Source organism: Clostridium prolinivorans, assembly GCF_004011155.1.
Lineage (GTDB): Bacteria > Bacillota > Clostridia > Clostridiales > Clostridiaceae > Clostridium_AT > Clostridium_AT prolinivorans.
Map to the genome: position 1 here is coordinate 253,488 of NZ_RJWG01000002.1, position 24,706 is coordinate 278,193.

Sequence of the window (24,706 nt, forward strand, 5' to 3'; positions counted from 1 at the left end):
ATTAATCATATTATAAAATGTATTTATTCTATATAAGCTCTGTCAAATTTAACATTACCTTCTGAAGTTACATATACTCCTTTTACATTATTTTTTCTACATAGTACAGCGTTATAAAAATATAGAGGTATGCTAGGAGTATCGTTAATGAATATTTTTTCTATTTGTTCTATTGTTCCTTTTCTTATATTTTTATCTTTTTCAAATTTAGCTTTAAATATTAATTTGTCAAATTCACTATTATTATATCCAAATAAATTATACTTTGAACTTGAAGTCCAAGGTTCAAAAACTGAAAGAGGATCTTTATAAAGTAAAGAATAATCTACTTTTACCATATCATAATCTCCTATTTTTATATTTTCTAAAAATTGATCTTCATTATATCCAATACATTTTACATTTAATCCTAATTTATCTTTTATATTTTTAGCTATAGCTTCACATACCTTTTTATTTTCAATACTATTTAAATAAATTAATTTTAAACTTGTACTTTTATCATAATCTTCATTTTTATTAATTTCTTTATCTAAAATTTTATTATTTTTATCATTAAAAGGTATATAAGAATTTGCCTCTACAACCATTCCATTTAAAGTTTTTTCAACTAAATTTTTCTTATCAATAGAAGATAATACTGCTTTTCTAAAATCATTTTCTTTTATAATACTCTTACTTTTTAAATTAAAATTAATACTAGACCCTTTATTAATTGGTATAACTTCTGCTTCTTCATCTATAATAAGATTTTTAATTTCATTAATAGGTGGATCCATAAAAATATTAATATTTGAATTTTTAAAACTTGCTAAAGCACTTTCACTACTTTTACTTGAATTTATGTATATTTTTTCACTTTTTACAAAATAAGGTTCATAATAATTGCCATTTTTTAAAAGTGTAATTTCATCATTTAAAGATATATCATCTATTTTAAATGGGCCAGTATATTTAATATTTTTATAATTTTCTCTAAATTTTTCAAGTCCTTTATCCATTTCTCTAAGTGTGTATATAGGCTGACTTAAGATTTCTAAAAAATAACTTGTAGGAGAATTTAATCTTATTTGAAGAGTTTTCTCATCTTGTGCTTTTATAGCAACATTATCGAAATTTTTTTTGCCTTTATTATATTCTTCTGCACCAAATATAGAATATAACTGATATGCATATATGTTTTCTCTATTAGGATTTAAAAATTCTTTAAAAAAATTGACAAAATCTTCAGCTTTTATTTTTGTGCCATCGCTCCATTTAGCATTTTCTCTAAGATTAAATGTATATGTTATACCATCTTCACTAATAATCCAATCTTTTGCAATACCTGGAACAATTTCCCCATTTTCATCTACTTTAACTAAACCTTCAAATACAGCCAAAATTAAATCCATTTCTCTTATATTGTTTTCATTTAACTGAATTAAATCTTTAGGAATATCTCCTAAATCATAAATTAAATAATTATTGACTCTACTACTATCTTTAAAAGATGCATTTGTTTTCTTTTCAATACAACCATTAAAAAATAACATCATAAATATAATTAAGCATAAAACATATTTTTTCATAAGTTTATTCCCCCAACTGTAGCTTTTTAAATTATATATTTTAATTTTAGCCATTATTATATAAATTTAATCAAATTAGTATCTATGAATATATACTTATAAAATTTAAATAAAAATTTTAGATGTCCAAAGCTTTAAAATTTAATAAGCCTAGCAAAATAATAATTTCTCTCTTTTAGGAGTAAAATATATTACCCCTTTAATTATTATTTTACTAGGCTATAATTTAGTTTTCTTATTGAACATCTATATTTATATTAATTTATTTAATTTTTCTATATTTATATTAATTTATTTAATTCTTCTGCTACTAATTTATTTGCAATTTGAGGATTAGCTTTACCTTTAGTTTCTTTCATAACCATTCCAACTAAAAATCCAATAATTTTAGTTTTACCATTTTTAAAATCTTCTACAGCTTTAGGATTAGACTGTATAACTTTAACTACAGCTTCACGAATAGCCTCTTCATCATTATTTTGAATAAGTCCTTTTTCTTCAATTATAATCTTAGGATTTTTTCCTGAAAAGAACATATCTTCTAAAACTTTTTTCCCTATATTGTTTGAAATAACTCCTGTATTAATAAGATTAATAAGATCACTTAAATCTTTAGGCGTAAACTTTAATTGAGAAACTGTAATGTTATTTTCATTCATAAGCCTTGAAATATCTCCCATAAGCCAATTAGAAGCAGCCTTTGCATCTTTACTTTCTTTAGCAGTTTCTTCAAAGAAATCTGCCATATCCATAGATAAAGTTAAAACTCCAGCATCGTATTTAGGAATACCATATTCTTTAACAAATCTTTCAGCTTTTTCATGAGGAAGCTCTGGTATTGTTTCTCTTATTTGATTTATCCACTGTTCACTTACATTAAGAGTTACCAAATCACCTTCTGGAAAATACCTGTAGTCATTTGCTTGCTCTTTGCTTCTCATAACTACAGTTTCACCTTTTGTTTCATCCCATCTTCTTGTTTCAACTGAAAGTTTTTCTCCATTATTTAACGCTTTAACCTGTCTATTATATTCATAATTTAATGCTTTTTCTAATGCTTTAAAAGAATTCATATTTTTTATTTCCGATTTAATTCCAAATTCACTACTACCTTCTGGTCTTACAGATATATTCCCATCACACCTTAAAGATCCTTCTTCCATTTTAACATCAGATACTCCAATAGAACTTAATATACTTTTTAATCTTTGAAGATAAAGTGTGGCTTCCTCAGGAGTTCTTATATCAGGTTTTGAAACTATCTCAATTAAAGGTACTCCAGCTCTATTATAATCTACCAAAGTTCCTGCTGAAGTATGAAGAAGTTTTCCTGCATCTTCTTCTATATGTATTCTTTCTATACCTATTTTCTTTTTATCTCCATCTGAAGTTTCAATTTCTATATATCCATCATAACATAATGGAATTTCATCTTGAGTTATTTGATAATTTTTAGGGTTATCTGGATAAAAATAATTTTTTCTATCCATTCTGCTTACATTATGTATTTTACAGTTTAATGCAAGGCCTGCTTTTATACCATATTCCACAACTTTTTTATTAAGCTGAGGAAGTGAGCCTGGAAGACCTAAACATATTGGACATACATGTGTGTTTGGCTGTCCTCCAAATTCAGTTGTACATGAACAATATATCTTAGTATTTGTTGAAAGTTCTGCATGAACCTCCAGCCCTATGACTGCTTCGTATTTCATTATCTTCCCTCCTGTAAGTACTTTAAATATTCGGTTCCATATTATGCCATTTAGTTGATTGTTCATAACTATAAGCTAAATTAAATAATACATCTTCTCTAAAATAGTTCCCCATAAACTGAAGTCCTACTGGAAGTCCATTTACCATACCACAAGGTACTGATATAGCAGGTATACCTGCTATGTTTACAGGTACAGTATATATATCTGACAAATACATAGAAAGTACATCTTTTGACTTTTCTCCTATTTTAAAAGCAGGTGTTGGAGTAGTCGGAGATATAACAGCATCATAATTTTTAAATACTTTTTCAAAATCTTGTTTGATAAGATTTCTTACTTTTAAAGCTTTTTTATAATAAGCATCATAATAGCCTGCTGAAAGCACATATGTTCCAAGCATTATTCTCCTTTTAACTTCTTTACCAAAACCTTCACTTTTAGAATTATAATATATATCAATTGCATTATTAAAATTTTTAGATCTATGCCCATATCTAATGCCATCAAATCTAGCTAAATTTGATGAAGCTTCTGCACTTGAAATTATATAATAAGCTGCTAAAGCATATTCTGAAAGAGGAAGAGAGCATTCTTCTACTATAGCTCCATTTTCTTTTAAAACATCAATAGCTTCCATAATAGTTTTTCTTACATCTTCATTTAATCCTTCTTCAAAATATTCCTTTGGTACTCCTATTTTCTTACCTCTTATATCTTTAGTTAAGCTTTTTGAATAATCTTGAACAGGAACTTCTGCTGTTGTAGAATCTCTATTATCAAAACCTGCAATATATTGTGTAACAAGAGCACAATCCTCTACATCTCTTCCTAAAGTACCTATTTGATCAAGTGTTGAGCCAAAAGCAACAAGACCATATCTTGATATCCTTCCATAAGTAGGTTTTAATCCTACAACTCCGCACAAGGATGCAGGCTGTCTTACTGACCCTCCTGTTTCAGAACCAAGAGTAAGAGGAGATTCAAAACTTGCAACTGCAGCAGCAGATCCACCTGAAGAACCTCCTGGAACTCTTTCTAAATCCCATGGATTTCTAACTAATTTATACGCACTATTTTCATTAGAAGATCCCATAGCAAATTCATCCATATTTAATTTTCCTAATATAACAGCATCTTCTTTTTTTAATTTTTCTACTACTGTTGCATCAAAAGGAGGTTTATATCCTTCTAACATTTTTGAAGCACAAGTATTTTGCATATTTTTAACGCTTATATTATCTTTTATACCTATAGGTAATCCCCCTAAGGCTCCTAGTTTTTCTCCTTTAGCAATTTTTTTATCTAATTCTTTTGATTTTTCAATAGCTTCTTCTTTTGCTAAATAAAGATATGCTCCTATGTTTTTATCTATATTTTCAATTCTATTTATAAAGCTTTCAGTAACTTCTTCTACCTTTACTTCTTTTTTATCTATAAGCTCTTTTAATTCATGAGCTTTTAACTTATGTAGTTCCACTAAAATTTCCTCCTTTTAATAAGAATCTATTCTATAACTTTAGGAACTAAAAAATATTCTTCTAATTTATCTGGCGCATTTGATAGCACATCTTCAAGTTCCATAGATGGTTTAACTTCATCTTCCCTTAATCTATTTTCGATATAATAAGGATTTACTATTATATCTACATTATCAGTATCTAATTCATTTAATTTGTCAATATATCCTAATACACTATTTAAATCATGTATTAGAGCATCTTTTTCATCTTCTGTAAAATTTAATCTAGCAAGTTCTGCAACATATTCTACATCTTTTTTAGTAACTGACATTTTCCCACCTCTTCCATTTATAATAATTAATATTTTACCACAAAATAAAGTTTTTTAGGCTACAATACTAAAAAAATACATCAATATAAAAATATTGATGTATTTTTAGTAATTTATTGTACTCTCATAAACCTAAAAATTACAGAGCCAAAAGCCATAAGAAAACAAATCCCTGTGTACACTAAATCTTTAAAACTGGATTTTAAGTAAAAAATTTTTACTCCCCAAATTATCATGGTAAAAAATAAACACCACTGAAGAGTATAATATCCATAAAAATATTTTATGTACACAAAATGATATGTTGAAAGCATTGTAAGTATTAAAGCTAAAAATGTAAATAAAACTCCAATCCAGCCTAGTATGTTTATAGCTTTTTTAATCATATACTATGCCTTCCTCTCTTTTTCAAAATAATTATAAATTATTTTGAATAATATTTAAAAAATAAAGTTTTTATCCACAATATATAATAATATTAATTTTAATTGTTGTAAAGAGTTTTTCTATATATTTACAAATATTTTACAGCATAGAAATAAATTCTTCTTCTGATAATATTTTTATTCCAAGTTCTAAAGCTTTATTATATTTAGAACCAGGATCTTTTCCTGCAATTACATAATCTGTTTTTTTGCTTACACTTTCTGAAACTTTAGCTCCTAAATTTTGAAGCTTTTCTTTTATTTCACTTCTGCTATAATTTTTTAAACTTCCTGTTACAACTATAGTTTTACCCATAAAAGTATTTTCTATTGCAGTAATATCTTTAAAATAAGGTTTTATACCTAAATTTAAAAGTTCATTTATACTATTTGCTATTTTTTCTTCTTTAAAAAATTCTATTATACTTTTTGCTACTATATCTCCTATATCTTGAATGGAAGTAAGTTCTTCAAAATCAGCTTTTTGTAAATTCTCTAATGTTTTAAAATTTTTAGCTAAATCTAAAGCAGTTTTTTTCCCTACATTAGGTATTCCAAGAGCATATATAAAAGACGATAAATCACAATTTTTGCTTTTTTCTATAGCATTTAATAAATTTTGAGCTTTTTTTTCTCCGAATTTCTCTAACTTAAGTAAATCTTCTTTTTTTAACCTATATAAATCTGCAATAGACTTAATATCTAATTTTTCAAAAAGAGCTTCTGCTGTTTTTTCACTAAATCCTTCAATATTCATAGCTTCACGACTTCCAAAATGAACAATACTTTTAATCATTTGAGGTTTACAAGATAAAGTATTTTCACAAAAGTAATGAACTCCTTCTTGTATAAGTTCGCTGCCACAATATGGACAATATTTAGGGGGTTCTATTTCTTTGCTGCCTTCTAATGTATCTTCTACAACACCCATTATTTCAGGAATTACATCATTTGAGCGACGTACAAAAACATCACATCCAATCCTTACACCTTTTCTTTTTATATCATCCATATTATTTAAAGTTGCTCTCTTTACAGTAGCACCAGCAAGCTCAACTGGCTCAAGAATTGCAGTAGGAGTAACTCTTCCACTGCGTCCTACATTCCATTCAACATCTAAAAGCTTTGTTGTAGCTTCTTGTGCTTCGAATTTAAAAGCTATAGCCCATTTAGGAAATTTAACAGTATATCCTAAAAGTTCTCTGGTTTTAATATCATCAATTACTATAACTGCTCCATCTATATCATAATCTAACTCATCTCTTATATTTTTAATATAATCTATTTCAGTTTTTAATTCCTCTAAATTTGTACAAACTTTTATATAATCGTCAACTGGGAACCCTTTTTCTTTAATAAAATTCATCATGTCTATATAACTTTTAAATGGTTCTCCTTCTGTATATCCTATATCATAAAAAAATGCTGAAAGATTTCTTTTAGCTGTTTCTTTTAAATTCAAATTCCTAAGAGCCCCTGCAGCACCATTTCGTAAATTTTTAAGTGGAACTTCAGCATTTTTGTTGTATTCATTAAAAGCTTTTTTAGTCATTATAGCTTCTCCATGAATTTCAAATAGATAATCATTATCTATCTTTAAAGGAATAGTTTTTATAGTTTTAACTTGTGGTGTAATATCTTCTCCCACGCTTCCTGTGCCTCTTGTAGCAGCCTTTATTAATATTCCATCTTTATCGTATGTGCAGTTTATTGTAAGTCCATCAAATTTTTTAGTAACTACAAATTTTAATTCAGGTAATTTTTCTTCGTGACTTATATTATATTCATATACAAATTTTTTAACTTTAGTAACCCAATCTTCAAGTTCTTCTAAAGACTGAGCTTTATCAAGACTCCAAAGCCTACCTTTATGTATATATTTTTGAAATTCAGATAATACAATATCCCCTACTCTTTGAGTTGGTGAATAAGGTAAAATATAATTAGTCTCTTTTTCTAATTTTAAAAGTTCATCATATTTTTCATCATACTCTTTATCTGAAATAGAAGGATTATCTAAAACATAATAATTATAGGCATGTTTATTAAGTTCTTCTACAAGTTCATGTATTTTTTTTATTTTAATATCTTTATCTACCATGAAATCCCTCCATTAAATTGCTTCAAGTGGTGCCAATCCAAGCATAAAATTTTTAATTCCATGTGTATTAAAAGCTATTGTTAATTTTACATCATTTCCATCTTTTGCAACGCTTACTATAGTTCCAATTCCAAATTTAGCATGCCTAACCTTTCTTCCAAGAGTAGCTTCATTAATTGTCAATGTTTTACCTGATAATTGACTTTCTAAAGAAGAATTTTTATTTGAATTGTAATTTTGAGAATTTATTCCTATATTATTAATATTATTAGAATTAAATAATTTATTATTAAAAAATTTATTTTCTTCAACTTTTTGCTTATAACTTTGACTTCCTATATATTCTTTAAGTTCATTTGGTATTTCACTTAAAAAGTCAGAAGGTGAATAAGCTACAGTTTTCCCAAATACTCTCCTTACCTCAGCAGAAGTCATATATAATTTTTCTTTAGCCCTAGTTATACCTACATAGCATAGTCTTCTTGATTCTTGCATTTCACTTTCGCTATTTAAAGATGCTGCTCCTGGAAATATTCCATTTTCCATACCAACCATAAATACTACTGGAAACTCTAAACCTTTTGCACTATGAATAGTCATAAGTACAACACTGTCAGCTTTTTCATCAAAATTATCTATATCTGAAACCAATGTAACTTTTTCAAGAAATGCAGATAAACTTGTATCTTCTGAAGTCTGTTCAAATTCTACAGCTGCAGATACTAATTCCTTGAGATTTTCTATTCTGCTTTCATCTTCTACATCTTTTGAAGCTTTAAGCTCTTTTAAGTAACCAGATTCTTCTAGTATTGTTTCTATAAGTTTTGAAACAGGAATTTCATCCTTTTGTCTAATAAATCCATTTATTAAGCTTACAAATTTATTTATAGAATTTATAGCCTTTTGTGTAAGTCCTGGAACATATTCTATATCTAAAAGTGTACTATATAAGGCTTCTTCATTGCTATTTGCAAATTCTTGTATTTTAGCAACTGTTGTTTCTCCAATACTCCTTTTTGGAACATTAATAATTCTTTGAAGACTTATATCATCAACAGGATTATTAATAAGTCTTAAATAGGCTAATATATCTTTAATTTCTTTTCTATCATAAAATTTCAATCCACCAATAAGTCTGTATGGAATATCATTTTTTATAAAAGTATCTTCAAATATACGAGACTGTGCATTAGTTCTATAAAGTATAGCAAAATCGCTAAAATTTTTACCTTCTTCTCTTATCAATCTCTTTATTTCAGAAGCTACAAAATTTCCTTCATCAGTATCAGAAAAAGCTCTATATATTTTTATTTTTTCTCCTAAATCATTAGTAGTTTTAAGAACTTTATCTTTTCTTTCATAATTATTTCTTATAACAGAATTAGCTGCATTTAAAATATTTGCCTTTGACCTGTAATTTTGCTCAAGCTTAATTACTTTAGCTTCTGGATAATCTTTTTCAAATCCAAGAATATTGCGAATATCTGCACCTCTCCATGTGTAAATTGCTTGATCATCATCACCTACAACACATATGTTTCTGTGTTTGTCAGCTAAAAGTTTAACTAATTCATATTGTGCCATGTTTGTATCTTGATACTCATCAATCATAATATATTTAAATTTTCTTTGATAAAATTCTAATACATCTTTATGTTCTCTAAAAAGCTGTACTGTTTTAAATATAATATCATCAAAATCAAGAGCATTATTTGCTTTAAGCCTTTTTTGATAAAGCATATATACGTCAGCAATTTTATTCATTCTATAATTATGTTCATATTCTATTTTAAATTTTTCTGGAGAAATTAATTTATCTTTTGCATCTCCAATTTTATTTATTATTTCTTTAATATCTATCTCTTTTTCATTTATATTATTAAGTTCTTCTATACACTGCTTAATTAATGTTTTCTGATCATATGTATCATATATAACAAAATTTTTATTATATCCAAGCTTATCTATTTCACGTCTTAAAATTCTTACGCAGCTGGAATGAAAAGTTGAAACCCACATATTATCAACTTCTGAACCAACTAAATTTCTAATCCTATCTTTCATTTCACCTGCTGCTTTATTTGTAAATGTAATTGCAAGTATAGAAGAAGGATAAATGCCTAAATCTTTTATCATATGTGCTATTCTATAAGTTAAAACTCTAGTTTTCCCTGAACCTGCTCCTGCAAGTATTAAAAGTGGACCATCTATAGTTGTAACAGCTTCATATTGTTCTTTATTTAAAAGCTTTTGTAAGTCCATATTTTTCTCTCCTTTTATAGAAAATATAAAAATTTATTTATTACATACCTATCATTATATCATATTTTAATTATATTAAAACAATGGCATCATAAAATAGCCACAAATCAAGTGTTTTAATTAAACTTACTAAAGTTTAATTAAAAGAAAAACACTAAAATTTGTGGCTATTTAGAAACATTTTTAATTTATTATTTATTTACTCTTCTTTCCAATTAATTCTTTCAAAAACAAGATTATATCCATCACTGCCATAATTTAAAGCCCTATTAACTCTGCTTATAGTTGCTGTACTTGCTCCAGTTGCATTTGCTATGTCAAGATAAGTTTTTTTCTGCTTAAGCATCTTTGCAACCTGAAGCCTTTGTGCTAAATCTTTAATTTCATTTACAGTACATATATCTTCAAAAAATCTATATACTTCTTCTTTATTTTTTAAACTTAAAATAGCTTCACATAAAAAATCTATTTCCTTACTTTTAAGTTTTGAATTATAATCTGACATATTTACCTCCAAGATATTCCCTGCTCGGATTATTACATTATATGTATTTATTCTAACATTTTTTAATATATATTTCAAAGTAAACTTAACTCTTTAAACAAAAAAGTATATAAAAATATTAAATTCTTACTTGTTTAAATAAAATTCATATGAAACCATAATTTCATTTTTTAATTTAAAAATTAAATCAAAAAATGAAAAACAGTCCTTGGGGCTGGACTGTTTTATTAATAAATAAAAAGGGGGCTATTAATTCTTTTTATTTATCCTTGCAAGATTATTATAATAAATTTATATATAAAATGCAATACTTTTGCAATATAAATTTGTAAATGACATATTAAATGAATGATAATCCTTCATTTTTAACCTGACTGGTGATATTTTTTAACATTTCTACTTCTTCTTTAGACAATTCTCTGCTTTGCCCTTCTTCTAAATTTTCATCAAGTTTAATAGGTCCAAAACTAATTCTTTTTAAATACACTACATTTTTATTTAAACTATTAAACATTCTCTTAACTTGATGAAATTTACCCTCTTGAATAGTGACTTTAACTTCTGAACCATCTCTCCCAGAATTTAATATTTCTAGTTTAGCAGGCATACATTTATAACCATCATCTAATATAATACCTTTTTCAAATGCTCTTACATCATTTTCATCAACTGCTTTATCTATTTCAGCATAATAAACTTTATCAACATGCCATTTAGGAGATATTAATTTATGATTTAATTCACCATCATTAGTAATTAAAAGAAGCCCTACAGTATCTTTATCTAATCTTCCTACAGGGAAAGGATTAAATACTTTATATTCATCTTCAATTAAATCTATAACAGTTTCATCATATTTATCAAAAGTTGCAGAAACTACTCCATCTGGTTTATTCATCATTAAATATATATATTTCCTATAATTTACTACATCACCCCATACCTTAATTTCACTTTTTTCAGGATCTATAAGCATTGAACTATCTTTAGCAATAACACCATCTATTTCAACTTCTTTATTTTTTATAAGGGCTTTTACTTCCTTTCTTGATCCATATCCTAAATTAGCTAAAATTTTATCTAATCTTTCCATTTATATACCTCACTTCCTTTGTATATATTATAACCTTTAATAAAATAAAAAACAGCCTGTTTAAGACTGTTTTTACTTATTATAATAGCTCATAACCTTTTTTACATAGTTTTGAGTTTCTTTATATTTTGGTATACCATTGTATTTTGCTACTGCTCCTGGACCTGCATTATAAGCTGCTAATGCAAGTTCTTTTGAATTACCATACATATCTAAAAGGCTTCTTAAATATTTGGTACCACCATCTACATTTTGCTCGATATCATAAGGATCTGTAACTTTTAAAGATTTAGCAGTACTAGGCATAAGCTGCATAAGTCCCATAGCTCCTGCACTTGACTTAGCGTTAGGATTAAATCCTGATTCTTGCTTTATAATAGCTAAAATAAAATCTTTGTCTACATTATATTTTTTAGAAGCTTTTTCTACTGCTTCTTCAATAGTAATATTGTTGCTTTTTATATCACCATTGATTTCTTCCTTCATATTAGTTATAAATTCTACAGGTTGATTTTCAGTATAATTTAATTTATTTAAATCTTCTCCTAATAAACCTAATAAATTTATTTCATTTTCATTGTTTTTCATGTTATCTATCAAACTTTGAAAAACAACTTGAAAAGAAGATGAATTTTCTCCCAAAATACCTTTAAATGCTTGAGTTAAAAGCTGTATTTCTAAAAATTTCTGTATAGTAGTTTGATTATTATTTTCTACATTCAAATCTTTTCACCTCGATATTTATTAAATTTAATTTTTATTCTACTTGAAATTTAATTATATCGTAATCTTCATAATCACATTTTCTTAATCCGCTTTTACATAAAACTAAAAGTTTATATACACCATTATGAAATGGCATAAAACTATAATAATTTTTTTTGCTATAATTTTGAACTAATTTCCAATTTTTTTGCTCCATAATATAAAATTTATAAAGAACGTCTTGTCCACCATCGCAGCTCACATTAAAAGTTACAGTTTCATTTACTTTTAAAAATTTTTTATCACATGATATTTTTATATTACTTATAGGAGGAGCATCATAAACATTAATTTTTATTTCTCTCTTGCAATCAAACTCTTTATCACTTTTTTCGTTTTTAGCATAAATTTCTAAAGTATATATGCCGCTGCATTTAGGAATAAAAGAATAATTTTTATCTTTAACATAATCTGTTTCTTCTACTTTACGTCCATTTATATTTAAAACATATTTTACAAGAGTTTTTTGTGTGTATTGAGTTATAATTTCATAATCTATTATATCTCCTATTTGATAATTTTCCTTCTTTTTATGTAATATATAATCAATTGAAGCAGGCATATAATCAAAAGCTTCAATATAAACTATAGAGTGACTATCATAATTTCTTTTTGAATATTTATCTTTTACCCTTACTTCAAGCTCATAAACTCCTTTTTCTTCCGGTGTAAAATTAACCCAGTTACATGTACCAAAATTTATTTTCTCTATTTCTTTACCTTCTTTTTTTACATTGAAACTGTATCTTGGCTCTATGCCTCCAGAAGCGATTACTTTAGCATTTATAGTCTCTCCTATTAATATTTTGTTATTTTTATCTAATACAACCTTACTTATAATAATAGGATCTAAGTTTTTTTCTTCAATTATAAAATTCATTACTGCTGATTTTTCATAATTACCATCAAAAGAAACATCTTTTACCCAAAGCTCAATTTTATATTTACCAGGCTTTTTAGTTTTCCATAAAAAATTACTATTTCTTATGTAACCTGAATCTTCTGGATGGTTGCCATCAATTTTAAATCTATATTGAAGCTCTTTGCCCCCAAAAACCACTGCCTTAAAATTTATACATGTTTCACAAACCTGAGGGGAGCTTAAATCACTGGTAAAACTTTGTATAACTATGTCTTTATAAGGTTTAACAGTATAATTTAAAGCTGCTATATCATCATAATCTCTTGGAGAATATATATCTTTTACAAGACATAAAAGCTTATAATCTCCTTTTTTAGTTTCAATAAAGCTTACTATATTTTTATTAGAATAATCTTGTATACATTCTTTGCTTCCATCTTCTGCAACTTTTATAAATTTATATAATATAGTTTTACCATCTTTACAAGATGTTTCTACTTCAAATACAAGCTCATTATCAACTATAATATCTTCTATTAAACATTTAAAATTAATAATTTCAACTTTTTTTGTTTCTTCAACTTGAAATAGTATATTTTCACATTCATCAAATTTATTCTTTGAATCTAATGTTTTACATTGTACTAAAATTTCATTTTGCCCTGGTTTATCAGCAATAAATGTTAAAGTATTTTCAGCACTATAATCTTTTATAAGCCTCCATATATCCTTTTCTTTTATGTAATATCTAAAAACCAGATCTAATTTTTTGGTTTCTATAGTTAATGTAACTTTATCTCCCTTTACTATTTCTTCCTTATCTAAATATATATTATTTATTATTTTTTCTTCTTCTTTGCCTATAATAAAATCTGCTTTTGAGACATAATCAAAAGACTTAACACTATCTAATGTTTTAGCTTGTACCATAATTGTATATCTTCCATCTTTATGAGGAGTCCAAATAACTTCTTCTTCAGGGCTAAAATCTCTTAATGTTTCCCATGCTCCATCGCATCCAATCATAAATTTATATAAAAGATTATCTTCTTTTTTTTCAGATATATATATTTTTATGTCCTTATTTTTTTCTTGCGGACTTTGTAAATTAAAAGCTATGCCTATCTCATTCATTGCAATATCTCCCTTGCTTATATGATATACCTCATTTTAAAAATAAACAAGCTCATAATTAATGGCTTTTTATATATATTATATATAAAGCTTCAAAGTTTAATATAGTACTATGATTAACTCGCAATAAGCTGTAAATTAATCCCCATATACAGTTTATATTGTTTCTAACCTTATATTTTATAGCAGTCAACATTTAATATTATTATTTTTCTAAACTATATTTATCTTATTCTTTGAATATATATAATACAAAACCAAAATTTTTAAATTATAAAAAGCCTATTTTAATATTGAACTTATTTATATATTATACTATAATTCCATAATTTGTTATAGTATTTTATATTAAGGTTTATATTATATTTATATTTACTCCCCCCTTTAATTATATCGTTTAATAGGTTAAAATGTTTATATAATTTGAATTTTTTATTATATGAGGAGATATATGTTAATGTTTAATGTTTCGATTATTGATTTTAACAAAATTAAAGTCATATTTAAAGAAAAAGTATGTTTAGATAAAAATTGCTTAATTATAAAAAATGGAGAAAAATTTTTAAATATAAAGGAAATTATAGAAAAAGAAAACTATTTTTATGTATTATTAAATGAAGAAATAAACATAAAATATTATTGTTATGTTACTTATAATGATATAACAATTAGAGCTTTATATAAAGAAATATTTACTTCTCAAAGCTTTAATAAAAGATATTATACAGATATTCCATTAGGCTGTTTTTATAGTAAATCTGAAACTTTATTCAGAGTTTGGTCTCCAGCTGCTTCTTCTGTAGATTTACTTTTATATAAAAATGGTGATATAGAAATCGAGGAAGTACCTAGAAGATTTAAAATGACTGAGCAAGATGGTGTTTGGTCTTTAAACTTAAAAGAAGATTTGGAAGGATTATTTTATACATATGAAGTAAATGTATACGGAAATATAAATGAAGCCGTAGACCCTTATGCAAAGGCTGTTGGAATAAATGGGCTTAGAGGAGCTATTATTGATTTAAGTAAAACTAATCCCGAAGATTTTTTTAATGAGCCTTCTTTAAAACTTGATAATTTTACTGATGCAATAATATATGAAATTTCTGTAAGAGATATATCAATGCATCCTGATAGCAATATAAAAAATAAAGGAAAATTTTTAGGCCTTACAGAAGAAAACACAAAATCATCTAAAGGTTTATCTACTGGATTAAGTCATATATTAGAGCTTGGAGTAACTCATGTTCAGCTCATGCCTATATATGATTTCAGCTATATAAGTACTGATGAAAAAAATCCTATAAAATATAATTGGGGTTATGATCCTCAAAATTATAATGTGCCTGAAGGCAGCTATGCTACTAATCCTTATAATCCTACCTCTAGAATTTTAGAACTTAAAGCTTTAATTCATACTTTTCATAAACATGGAATAGGGGTAAATATGGATGTAGTTTATAATCATGTATTTGATTTGAAAACTGATAATTTAGAAAAAATTTTCCCAGGTTATTATTTTAGATTTTATGAAGATGGAACTCAATCAAATGGTAGTGGATGTTCCAATGATACAGCTTCTGAACGTCCTATGATGCGCCGTTTTATAATAGATTCTGTTTGCTATTTTGTAGATGAATATCATATAGATGGATTTAGATTTGATTTAATGGGTATTCATGATATTACAACAATGAATAAAGTGAGAGAAAGTTTAAATAGTTTTAATAAACCTATTATGCTTTATGGAGAAGGTTGGGTTTTAAATACTTTACTTCCAGAAGATATAAAAGCAAATCAGTTAAATGCAAATAAAATTCCTCATATAGGTCATTTTAATGATACTATAAGAAATGCAGTAAGAGGTAGTGTTTTTATAAAAGAAGAAAAAGGGTTTGCAAGTGGAAGAGAAAATATGGAAGATATAATAAAGTATTGTATTGTTGGATGTACAGATTATTTTAATAGAGGAAATTCCTTATTTCAAACTCCTGATCAATCCATAAATTATGTATCATCTCATGATAATAATACATTATGGGATAAAATAAATCTTTCTAACCCTGAAGATGATATAGAAACTTTAAAGTCAATACAAAAATTTTCAAATGCAATAGTTTTAACTTGTCAAGGTATAGCTTTTTTACATTCTGGAGCAGAATTCTGCAGAACAAAGTATAATGTAGAAGACAGTGTACGTTCAGATGACTATATAAATTGGATGGATTGGAATAGAAAATTTGAATTTAAAGATGTTTTTGAATACTATAAAGGTCTAATAAAACTAAGGAAAGAACATAGCGCTTTTAGAATGAATTCAAGAGAAGAAATACAAAATCATTTAGAATTTTTAGATACTCCTAAAAATTCCATAGCTTTTATTCTTAAAAATTATGCTAATGAAGACATTTGGAAAGATATTTTAGTTATTTATAACTCAAATAAATATAATATAATATTGCCTATTCCTAAAGGAGTTTGGAACATAGTTACTGATAAACATATTTCTGGTACTAATGTTATAAAAAAAGTTTCTGATAATGTATTAGTGGAAAGTATAAGTATAATGGTATTATATAGATAAAAATAAGCCTAAATATAAATGTTATAACTATTATTAACTTTATATTTAGGCTTTGTTTTATAATATATTTTATTTATATAACTATTTTTAGTAGAATCTAGGTCTAAAGCGGAATTTTCATTTTTTTAAATAATATTTAACTTTATAAGCTTTAATAAATTATTATAAAGTCTTTCATCATCTTCTTTGCTCCTTTTTTTAGGATTAACTGTTTTCCCGCCGCTTCTTCTTATCTTACTTGATATATGTCTTTCTAGCAAAAGGTTATCTATATTATCATTACTATATATATAACCTTTAGGGTTTATAGCAAAAGCTTTTTTAGAAAGTACTATAGCTGCTACTCCAAAATCTTGAGATACAACAATGTCATTTTCTTTTACTTCGTTTACTATAGCCATATCTACACTTTGAAATCCACTATCCATATATTTTATAGTACAATAATCACTATATAGTACGTGATTTAAATCACAATACATAATTATTTCAATATTATATTCTTTTCCCAATTTTTCAATTATACTTTTCCCAGGACAGGCATCAGCGTCAACTAAAATTCTCATACAAACCTCTTAATAATTTATATATTAAAATTAATGTTATTTAAATACAAATTTTCTTACAATAAAATACTCTAAAATACTCTTAATTTATATTATATTAAAAATAATGTGCCAGGCTTATACCTGACACATTATTTTTTATAATCTTTTCTCAAGCTCAGCTTTTAAATCTTCAAAGCCTGGTTTTCCAAGCAATGCAAACATATTTTTCTTGTATGCTTCAACTCCTGGTTGATCAAAAGGATTAACTCCCATTAAATATCCACTTATTCCACAAGCTTTTTCAAAGAAATATACCATATATCCGAAATTATATGGAGTTAATTCACTTACATTTAAAACAATATTTGGAACTCCACCATCATTATGTGCAAGTACTGTTCCTTCAAAAGCTTTTTTATTTACAAAGTCCATAGTTTTTCCTGCTAAGAAATTTAATCCATCTATATTTTCAGCACTTTCTTCAATAACAACTTCTTTTTTTGGTTTTTCAACATTTATAACAGTTTCAAAAATGTTTCTTAAACCTTGTTGAATATATTGTCCCATAGAATGTAAATCTGTTGAAAAATCTACTGCTGCAGGGAATATTCCTTTATTGTCCTTTCCTTCACTTTCACCAAAAAGCTGTTTCCACCATTCATTAAAATAATGAAGAGCTGGCTCATAATTTACTAATATTTCAGTAACTTTACCTTTTCTATATAAAGCATTTCTAGCTGCAGCATACTTATAGCAATCATTTGAATTTAAATCTACATTACTATAAGCTTCCCTTGCAGAAGCTGCGCCTTCCATCATTTCATCTATATTTATTCCTGCAACTGCAATTGGAAGAAGTCCAACAGCTGTAAGTACAGAATATCTTCCACCAACATTATCAGGAATAACAAAAGTTTCATAGCCTTGAGCATCTGCTAAAGATTTAAGTGCACCTCTTGCTTTATCTGTTGTTGCAAATATTCTTTCTTTTGCACCTTCTTTTCCGTATTTCTTTTCAAGATAATCTTTAAAAATTCTAAAAGCAATAGCTGGTTCTGTAGTTGTACCTGACTTAGATATAACATTAACTGATATATCTAATCCTTCTATAGCTTCAAGTAAATCAGCCATATATGTAGAACTTATATTGTTTCCTACAAAAAATATTTGAGGGGTTTTTCTTTTTCCCTTTTGTAAAACATTATAGAAATTATGAGATAGCATTTCTATAGCAGCTCTTGCACCTAAGTATGAACCACCTATTCCAATAACTATAAGAACATCTGAGTTATTTTTTATTTTTTCTGCTGCTTTCTTAATTCTTGCAAATTCTTCTTTATCATAGTTAACTGGAAGATCTATCCATCCTAAAAAGTCCTTACCTGCTCCAGTTCCATTATGAAGCATATTGTGTGCTTCTCTTACCATTGGTTCTAAATTAGTTATTTCACTTTCATTTAAAAATGGCTTTATTTTGCTTAAATCAAGGCTTAAAGGTTTCGACATAAAATTTCCTCCTGTTTTTATAATATTTTTATGTTTATATATTACAAAGCAAATCTGATATTTAAATAAAAAAATCCGCAAAATCCTAAAGTGCTTATTAATATCGACTTGCCAAATAAACTTATAAAAATATAGTGATTAGATATTTTGACTACTATATGAAATTTTATCCTAATTAATTAAATAAATCAAGTTTCATATATTTATTTCTATTAATCTTAAGAGGCAATATTGACAAATATCTCCATACTTAAAAATTTTTTATTTGCAAAATTAATATAAAATCCTTATAAAATTTATATTAATATAAGGATTTTTATAATATTAATAGTTTTACTTTATAAAATTATATTTATACAACATAAAAAATATAATTTGTTTAAAAATTATTACAAAATTGTTATAAAAAAAATTGTTCCAAAATATAATTTGAAACAATCTTTTTATTAATATAGTCCTATTTAATTATATAAAAAACATAAAAGTTCAATATATTTTAAAATAGTGCAAAACAGTATTTTATTTATTATATTCTTTTTTCTTGCAGAAATTAAACTTTAATTAAATTAATATTCCTGTTCATTTAATTGTTCTATTACATAATTTGGTAAAGCAAATGCTCCAACATGAATTCTTTTATTGTAATATTTGGTTTTAAGTCCTAATTTTTCCCAATTTTCTCCGTTAAAATCTTTTATAGGATGAAGTTTCTTAGAAGCAAATCCAAAAATCCAATGTCCAGAAGGATAAGTAGGCATATGATATTGATAAGCCTCACATATTGGAAATATTTTTTTAAGCTTTGAGAAAGCTCTTTTCATTTCCCTTGCATCTTTTTGATAGTATGGACTTTCTCCTTGATTTACTAAAATTCCATTTTCCGTTAGAGCATTGGAGCAGTTTTTATAAAATTCTGTAGTAAATAGTCCTTCCCCTGGCCCTATAGGATCCGTAGAATCAACTATTACTAAATCATATTCATTATTCTTTCCTTCAACAAATTTTATTCCATCTTCAAAATAAAGATTAACTCTTGGATCATCAAGCTTATTAGCAGTAAAAGGTAAAAATTCTTTTGCTACCATTACAACAGTTTCATCTATTTCAACCATGTCTATTTTTTCAATAGAATTATATCTTGTAAGCTCTCTTACAGTTCCTCCATCTCCAGCTCCAATTACTAAAACTTTTTTAATTTCAGGATTGGTTGCAAGAGCTACATGAGTTATCATTTCATGATATATAAATTCATCTTTTTCTGTAAGCATTGTCCATCCATCTATAACTAAAACTCTTCCAAATTCATATGTGTCAATAACATCTATTTGCTGAAAAGGACTTTTAGCGGAATAAAGATGTGATTTAACTTTCATTGAAAATTTAACATTAGGAGTTTGATTTTCAGTATACCATAATTCCATTTTTAATTCCTCCATTAATTCATTGGCTTATGAGTTACTTCAATATTATTATATTCACCATTAGCAAAATTTTTAATTTTTTCAACCATCCCTCTTGCCACTTCTGTTGATTCGCTTCTGGATGCTTTAAGTACATCTTCAAGATATTCAAATGCTATCCATGGATTTACACTTTCTCCACAAGTATATACATCTACAGAAGCATATCCATATTCAGGCCATGTATGGATTGTTAGATGTGATTCTTGTATTATTACAGCACCACTAACTCCCCAGGGATTAAATTTATGAAAACAACTTGTGACTATAGTAGCATTAGCTCTTCTAGCCGCCTCGTTCATATATTCTTCTATTAATTCATGGTTTTTTAATACTTCTTTATCGCAGTTATAATATTCTATTAGAATATGTCTGCCAAGTTGTTCAATTTTCATAATAAATCCCTCCTTCAAAATAAGCAAAAAAAATTATCTATATATAGATACTTTTAAAATTAATATACCAACTTTATATAATTTTTATAAAAATATTTTAAATTAGTTTAGTTATATTAAACTAAGGGTTTATTTTTATTAAATACATATAAAAATATATCACATTTTGAATTTTTGTCAATAGTTTTTTTGCTTCACTTAAAAGATTTGTCATTGCTTAATATATAACGTTTAAAATTTTTATTGTATCAATATATACTTCTCAATTCTTAAAAATATTTTTGAAAGATATTTTATAATTTATAGTATGTATTTAAAATTTTTTAATTTATAAAATTCTAAAAATTCCATATATAAAAAATCCTAAACCCAATAATATCATAAATAGTATTAAAAATTTTTCAAAATATTTATCTTTCTTATCTGATATAAATTTTTTTGTTCCTTTTAATGCAGCTACATTTAATATTACAAGCCATGCAAACATACCTATTATAATAAAAAATAAAAATAAATTATAATCAAAAGAGCTGTTTCCCGCAAATCTATGTATCAATGTTCCACTAATAGTAATCCAAAATGAATGTGTCATGGGATTTGTAAAAGCCATTAAAAATCCTTTTAAAACAGGCATAGAATCAAATTTATTAATATTTTCATAGTTTTTATTGTTATTATTATATTTTTTAAAATCTCCATAGGAAAAAATTATAATTAAAATCCCACAAATAATAAAAAATATTCCTTCTGTTCTTTTACTTTGATTAAGCAAATTAAACAATCCTACATTAATTAAAATAATATCTACTGCATCTGAAAGTATAGATCCAAAAGCTATTAATAATCCTTTTCTTATACCACAATTTAATGTTTTTTTAATAGACTCAATTCCTGCAGGACCAAGAGGAATGGCAAAAGCTACTCCTGTAAAAAACCCTGACATTATTGCTCTTAAAAATATAAATAAATTTTTCAAAAAAAACAGCTCCTTTAATACATTCTTATATATAGATATTTAAATATAATATAATTCCTTAATTATATTATAATAAAATATATAAATGCAATAATTTACAATATTTAGATATTGTAATTTTTTTAATATATTTAATTTTTATTATGTTAAATAATATTTTCAGGTTTTATATAAATAAAAATAAGCGGTAAATAACTATATCAACAAGATTAGATATTTACCGCTTCATATTTTATTTATATACTATTTTAATACCCCTGTTGCAAATCCAATAATTCCTATTGCAAATAATCCAAAAATTATCCAAATAGCACTTACTTTTTTCTTTAAAAGCTTCATACATAAGAATGTTAATAATAATGGTACTAATCCAGGCATTAATTGATTTAAAATATCCTGAACTGTTGTTACTACAACTTTGCCATCCTGCATAGTTATTCTGGATATTTCTAAAGGTATGTTTACAGTAGTCCACTTAGAAACTAAAGCTCCCATTACAAATAATCCAAGTATAGAGGCTCCTTCTGTTAATTTTTGCAATCTATTTCCACTCATATCTTTAACAATATCTGTTCCTTTTTTATATCCGTAATTTACCCCAATCCATCTTATAGCTAAACGTATAGCATTAAATATTACAAAGAATAATATAGGTCCTGCAATACTTCCTGTTAAAGCTATTGAAGCTCCTAATGCTGCAACTACAGGTCTTAATGTTCCCCAAAATATTGGATCTCCAACTCCTGCTAAAGGTCCCATAAGCCCTATTTTAATACCATTTATAGCACCATCATCAATTGGAGCTCCATTTGCTCTTTCTTCTTCCATAGCTGCTGTAACTCCAAGTATTGGTGCAGTTACAAAAGGCTGAGTATTAAAAAATTCAAGATGTCTTTTCATTGCTGCTTTTCTTTCTTCACCTTTATATAATCTTTTTATTACAGGAACCATAGCAAAACAATATCCTAAAGCTTGCATTCTTTCAAAGTTCCAAGAAGCTTGATGAAAGTTAGAACGTATAAATACATTTCTTAAGTCTTTTTTAGTTAATTTTAATTTTTCATTTGGATTTTTAACCTCTGAATTTTTAATTTCTGCGCTCATTCTTACTCCTCCCTTTTAATCATCTAATTCATCATCTAAATCGTCATCTAAATCGTCAGTAGCTGCCTTAATATTAGATACAGCAACCTTAGGCATATTGTATTTTGGATTTAATTGAATATATATTATAGCCATTACTGTTCCAAGAACTCCAAAAGCAACTAAATTAAAGTTTGTAAATGCAGCCACTACAAATCCTAAAAAGAAGAATGGCATTAAATATTTAGCTTCCATCATATTAATAACCATTGCATATCCAACAACAACTATAAATCCTCCAGCTACTTGAAGTCCACCAGTTATCCAAGATGGTATCGCATTTAAGAAAGATTGAACAGCTCCTGTTCCAACGAACATAGCTACAAGTAAAGATGGAATAGCTACACGTAAAGCTTGAATAAGAAGACCACTTAAATGCATTAAATCTATGCCTCTAAGATTTCCTTCTTTAGCATAAGTGTCAGCTCTATGCTGTAATCCTACTGATAAAGTTCTTGCAAATATTGTTAATACTTGTCCTGCAGCAGCTATTGGAATAGCAACAGCTATACCTGTACCTATTGCTTGTTTACCGCCTATAACTAATATCGTAGAAATAATACTAGCTAAAGCTGCATCAGGAGCCATAGCAGCACCTATATTCATCCAACCTAAAGCCATCATCTCTAAAGTACCGCCAATAATAATACCTGTTTTTAGATCACCTAAAATAAGTCCTATTAGTGTACATGCAATTAATGGTCTGTGTGTTTGAAATTCATCCAAAACACTACCTGCACCACAAATACATGAAACTATAAAAATTAATATAATTTGTGTAACACTTATAGACATTGTATGTCCCCCTTTAATTTTATTTTTTTATTTATAAAATTTTATAAATAAACACATTTAAAATAGTATTTTTATAAGCAATTATTAAAATGCTTGTTTTAACAATTGCTTATAATTATTATACAAGCTTAATACTATTGAATTTTTGACATTAAATCAACTTTAGCATCAGTTATAACTTTTCTTATTTCTAATTCTATACCTTTTTCATGAAGCTTTTTAAAGGCTTCTATATCCTTTTCATCAACTGATACAGCACTAGTTATTTGCTTTTTCCCTTCTTTAAATGCCATTCCACCTATATTTACACTTTTTATATCAATTCCGCCTTCAACCATTCTTAAAACATCAGTTGGATTTGTGAATAATAAAAGTGCTCTATCATTTTCATATTTAGGATTTTTGCATACTCTTATAGCTTTCTCTACATCTACAACACTTGCTTTAACTCCTGGAGGAGCTACTTGAACTAATAGTGTCTTTCTAATTTCATCTTTTGCAACATCATCATTGCATACAATTATTCTTTCACATTTAGTTTCTTTTGCCCAAACTGTTGCCACTTGACCATGGATTAATCTGTCATCAATTCTTGCTAATACAATATTCATTTTATAATTCCTCCTCAACATATTGTGATAATGTTTCTTTTAAAGATTTTATTCCTTCAAGTCCTGCATTTTTTGCAGTATTTACTAATTCTTCTAAATTTGAAAAACTTCTAGAGCCAAATGTTTCTAAGAGCATTGGTATATTTACTCCTGTAACTATATCCATATTTGAATTTTTAGCTGCTATCATAGCTGCTGCATTATAAGGACTTCCCCCAAATAAATCAACCATAAATAAAACACCATCTTCAGTATTTAAACTTTCAAGTTTTTGATTATATTTTTCTAATAAATTATCAGTATTTTCACCTGGTTCAAAAGTTACTGCATCTATGTTTTCCTGACTGCCAAATATCATTTCAGCAGATTTTATAAGTTCAGGTGCAGATTTTCCATGGGTTGCTACTATAATTGCTACCATTTTTTCTCCCTCCAATTATGTAATTGTTATTTAGTACACT

Annotated in this window: 21 protein-coding genes; 1 reads left to right on the forward strand and 20 read right to left on the reverse strand. The window is 26.4% G+C overall.

Annotated features, from left to right (window positions below; translation table 11 throughout):
* Positions 1-23 precede the first annotated feature (23 nt).
* From EGD97_RS03950 to EGD97_RS04000, 11 genes are all read right to left on the reverse strand, one after another.
* Positions 24-1,571, reverse strand: coding sequence for a peptide ABC transporter substrate-binding protein (locus EGD97_RS03950; RefSeq protein ID WP_164850155.1), 1,548 nt, complete (start codon positions 1,569-1,571; stop codon positions 24-26).
* 281 nt (positions 1,572-1,852) lie between these two features.
* Positions 1,853-3,286 (reverse strand): Asp-tRNA(Asn)/Glu-tRNA(Gln) amidotransferase subunit GatB, encoded by a 1,434-nt coding sequence (gene gatB / locus EGD97_RS03955; protein ID WP_078681998.1) that lies wholly within the window; start codon positions 3,284-3,286, stop codon positions 1,853-1,855.
* A 22-nt stretch (positions 3,287-3,308) separates the two neighbouring features.
* Positions 3,309-4,766, reverse strand: coding sequence for an Asp-tRNA(Asn)/Glu-tRNA(Gln) amidotransferase subunit GatA (gatA, locus tag EGD97_RS03960; RefSeq protein ID WP_078681999.1), 1,458 nt, complete (start codon positions 4,764-4,766; stop codon positions 3,309-3,311).
* Between the two features lie 26 nt (positions 4,767-4,792).
* Positions 4,793-5,080: an Asp-tRNA(Asn)/Glu-tRNA(Gln) amidotransferase subunit GatC gene (gene gatC / locus EGD97_RS03965; RefSeq protein ID WP_078682000.1), complete on the reverse strand. Its 288-nt coding sequence runs from the start codon at positions 5,078-5,080 to the stop codon at positions 4,793-4,795.
* Positions 5,081-5,193: 113 nt separating this feature from the next.
* Positions 5,194-5,466: a hypothetical protein gene (locus EGD97_RS03970; protein WP_323052673.1), complete on the reverse strand. Its 273-nt coding sequence runs from the start codon at positions 5,464-5,466 to the stop codon at positions 5,194-5,196.
* Between the two features lie 139 nt (positions 5,467-5,605).
* A complete protein-coding gene (gene ligA, locus EGD97_RS03975; protein WP_078682001.1) occupies positions 5,606-7,606 on the reverse strand; it encodes an NAD-dependent DNA ligase LigA in 2,001 nt (666 codons plus the stop codon).
* Positions 7,607-7,618: 12 nt separating this feature from the next.
* Positions 7,619-9,868, reverse strand: coding sequence for a DNA helicase PcrA (gene pcrA, locus EGD97_RS03980; RefSeq protein ID WP_127836526.1), 2,250 nt, complete (start codon positions 9,866-9,868; stop codon positions 7,619-7,621).
* 199 nt (positions 9,869-10,067) lie between these two features.
* Positions 10,068-10,373: a YerC/YecD family TrpR-related protein gene (locus EGD97_RS03985; RefSeq protein ID WP_078682003.1), complete on the reverse strand. Its 306-nt coding sequence runs from the start codon at positions 10,371-10,373 to the stop codon at positions 10,068-10,070.
* Between the two features lie 340 nt (positions 10,374-10,713).
* Positions 10,714-11,466 carry a pseudouridine synthase gene (locus EGD97_RS03990; protein ID WP_127836527.1) on the reverse strand — a complete coding sequence of 251 codons (753 nt, stop codon included), beginning with the start codon at positions 11,464-11,466 and terminating at the stop codon, positions 10,714-10,716.
* 72 nt (positions 11,467-11,538) lie between these two features.
* On the reverse strand, positions 11,539-12,189 hold the full coding sequence (locus tag EGD97_RS12740) for a lytic transglycosylase domain-containing protein (protein ID WP_127836528.1): 651 nt from the start codon (positions 12,187-12,189) through the stop codon (positions 11,539-11,541).
* A gap of 34 nt (positions 12,190-12,223) precedes the next feature.
* The gene (locus EGD97_RS04000) at positions 12,224-14,227 is read right to left on the reverse strand and encodes a triple tyrosine motif-containing protein (protein ID WP_078682006.1); all 2,004 of its coding nucleotides are present in this window, start codon (positions 14,225-14,227) and stop codon (positions 12,224-12,226) included.
* Positions 14,228-14,684: 457 nt separating this feature from the next.
* Between EGD97_RS04000 and pulA the strand changes: the two genes are divergently transcribed.
* On the forward strand, positions 14,685-16,811 hold the full coding sequence (pulA, locus tag EGD97_RS04005; RefSeq protein WP_127836529.1) for a type I pullulanase: 2,127 nt from the start codon (positions 14,685-14,687) through the stop codon (positions 16,809-16,811).
* 125 nt (positions 16,812-16,936) lie between these two features.
* Here the strand turns inward: pulA and EGD97_RS04010 are convergent, their stop codons facing one another.
* The 9 genes from EGD97_RS04010 to EGD97_RS04050 form a co-directional block, all read right to left on the reverse strand.
* Positions 16,937-17,377, reverse strand: coding sequence for a YaiI/YqxD family protein (locus tag EGD97_RS04010; RefSeq protein WP_078682008.1), 441 nt, complete (start codon positions 17,375-17,377; stop codon positions 16,937-16,939).
* 138 nt (positions 17,378-17,515) lie between these two features.
* The gene (locus tag EGD97_RS04015; RefSeq protein ID WP_127836530.1) at positions 17,516-18,865 is read right to left on the reverse strand and encodes a glucose-6-phosphate isomerase; all 1,350 of its coding nucleotides are present in this window, start codon (positions 18,863-18,865) and stop codon (positions 17,516-17,518) included.
* 566 nt (positions 18,866-19,431) lie between these two features.
* Positions 19,432-20,286 carry a polyamine aminopropyltransferase gene (gene speE, locus EGD97_RS04020; protein WP_127836531.1) on the reverse strand — a complete coding sequence of 285 codons (855 nt, stop codon included), beginning with the start codon at positions 20,284-20,286 and terminating at the stop codon, positions 19,432-19,434.
* A gap of 14 nt (positions 20,287-20,300) precedes the next feature.
* Positions 20,301-20,714, reverse strand: coding sequence for an adenosylmethionine decarboxylase (gene speD, locus EGD97_RS04025; protein WP_205693948.1), 414 nt, complete (start codon positions 20,712-20,714; stop codon positions 20,301-20,303).
* A 334-nt stretch (positions 20,715-21,048) separates the two neighbouring features.
* On the reverse strand, positions 21,049-21,696 hold the full coding sequence (locus EGD97_RS04030; RefSeq protein ID WP_127836532.1) for a LysE family transporter: 648 nt from the start codon (positions 21,694-21,696) through the stop codon (positions 21,049-21,051).
* 243 nt (positions 21,697-21,939) lie between these two features.
* Positions 21,940-22,800 (reverse strand): PTS mannose transporter subunit IID, encoded by an 861-nt coding sequence (locus EGD97_RS04035; protein WP_127836533.1) that lies wholly within the window; start codon positions 22,798-22,800, stop codon positions 21,940-21,942.
* A 15-nt stretch (positions 22,801-22,815) separates the two neighbouring features.
* The gene (locus tag EGD97_RS04040) at positions 22,816-23,628 is read right to left on the reverse strand and encodes a PTS mannose/fructose/sorbose transporter subunit IIC (RefSeq protein ID WP_407643122.1); all 813 of its coding nucleotides are present in this window, start codon (positions 23,626-23,628) and stop codon (positions 22,816-22,818) included.
* A 140-nt stretch (positions 23,629-23,768) separates the two neighbouring features.
* The gene (locus EGD97_RS04045; RefSeq protein WP_205693942.1) at positions 23,769-24,245 is read right to left on the reverse strand and encodes a mannose/fructose/sorbose PTS transporter subunit IIB; all 477 of its coding nucleotides are present in this window, start codon (positions 24,243-24,245) and stop codon (positions 23,769-23,771) included.
* A gap of 1 nt (position 24,246) precedes the next feature.
* Positions 24,247-24,666: a PTS sugar transporter subunit IIA gene (locus tag EGD97_RS04050; protein ID WP_127836536.1), complete on the reverse strand. Its 420-nt coding sequence runs from the start codon at positions 24,664-24,666 to the stop codon at positions 24,247-24,249.
* Positions 24,667-24,706 lie beyond the last annotated feature (40 nt).

What these genes read in the sequence shown, in the direction of transcription:
- EGD97_RS03950 (WP_164850155.1), bottom strand. Translation starts at nt 1,571, where the DNA reads ATGAAAAAATATGTTTTATGCTTAATTATATTTATGATGTTATTTTTT.
- gatB (WP_078681998.1), bottom strand. Translation starts at nt 3,286, where the DNA reads ATGAAATACGAAGCAGTCATAGGGCTGGAGGTTCATGCAGAACTTTCA.
- gatC (WP_078682000.1), bottom strand. Translation starts at nt 5,080, where the DNA reads ATGTCAGTTACTAAAAAAGATGTAGAATATGTTGCAGAACTTGCTAGA.
- EGD97_RS03970 (WP_323052673.1), bottom strand. Translation starts at nt 5,466, where the DNA reads ATGATTAAAAAAGCTATAAACATACTAGGCTGGATTGGAGTTTTATTT.
- ligA (WP_078682001.1), bottom strand. Translation starts at nt 7,606, where the DNA reads ATGGTAGATAAAGATATTAAAATAAAAAAAATACATGAACTTGTAGAA.
- pcrA (WP_127836526.1), bottom strand. Translation starts at nt 9,868, where the DNA reads ATGGACTTACAAAAGCTTTTAAATAAAGAACAATATGAAGCTGTTACA.
- EGD97_RS03985 (WP_078682003.1), bottom strand. Translation starts at nt 10,373, where the DNA reads ATGTCAGATTATAATTCAAAACTTAAAAGTAAGGAAATAGATTTTTTA.
- EGD97_RS03990 (WP_127836527.1), bottom strand. Translation starts at nt 11,466, where the DNA reads ATGGAAAGATTAGATAAAATTTTAGCTAATTTAGGATATGGATCAAGA.
- EGD97_RS04000 (WP_078682006.1), bottom strand. Translation starts at nt 14,227, where the DNA reads ATGAATGAGATAGGCATAGCTTTTAATTTACAAAGTCCGCAAGAAAAA.
- pulA (WP_127836529.1), top strand. Translation starts at nt 14,685, where the DNA reads ATGTTTAATGTTTCGATTATTGATTTTAACAAAATTAAAGTCATATTT.
- EGD97_RS04010 (WP_078682008.1), bottom strand. Translation starts at nt 17,377, where the DNA reads ATGAGAATTTTAGTTGACGCTGATGCCTGTCCTGGGAAAAGTATAATT.
- EGD97_RS04015 (WP_127836530.1), bottom strand. Translation starts at nt 18,865, where the DNA reads ATGTCGAAACCTTTAAGCCTTGATTTAAGCAAAATAAAGCCATTTTTA.
- speE (WP_127836531.1), bottom strand. Translation starts at nt 20,286, where the DNA reads ATGGAATTATGGTATACTGAAAATCAAACTCCTAATGTTAAATTTTCA.
- EGD97_RS04035 (WP_127836533.1), bottom strand. Translation starts at nt 22,800, where the DNA reads ATGAGCGCAGAAATTAAAAATTCAGAGGTTAAAAATCCAAATGAAAAA.
- EGD97_RS04045 (WP_205693942.1), bottom strand. Translation starts at nt 24,245, where the DNA reads ATGAATATTGTATTAGCAAGAATTGATGACAGATTAATCCATGGTCAA.
- EGD97_RS04050 (WP_127836536.1), bottom strand. Translation starts at nt 24,666, where the DNA reads ATGGTAGCAATTATAGTAGCAACCCATGGAAAATCTGCACCTGAACTT.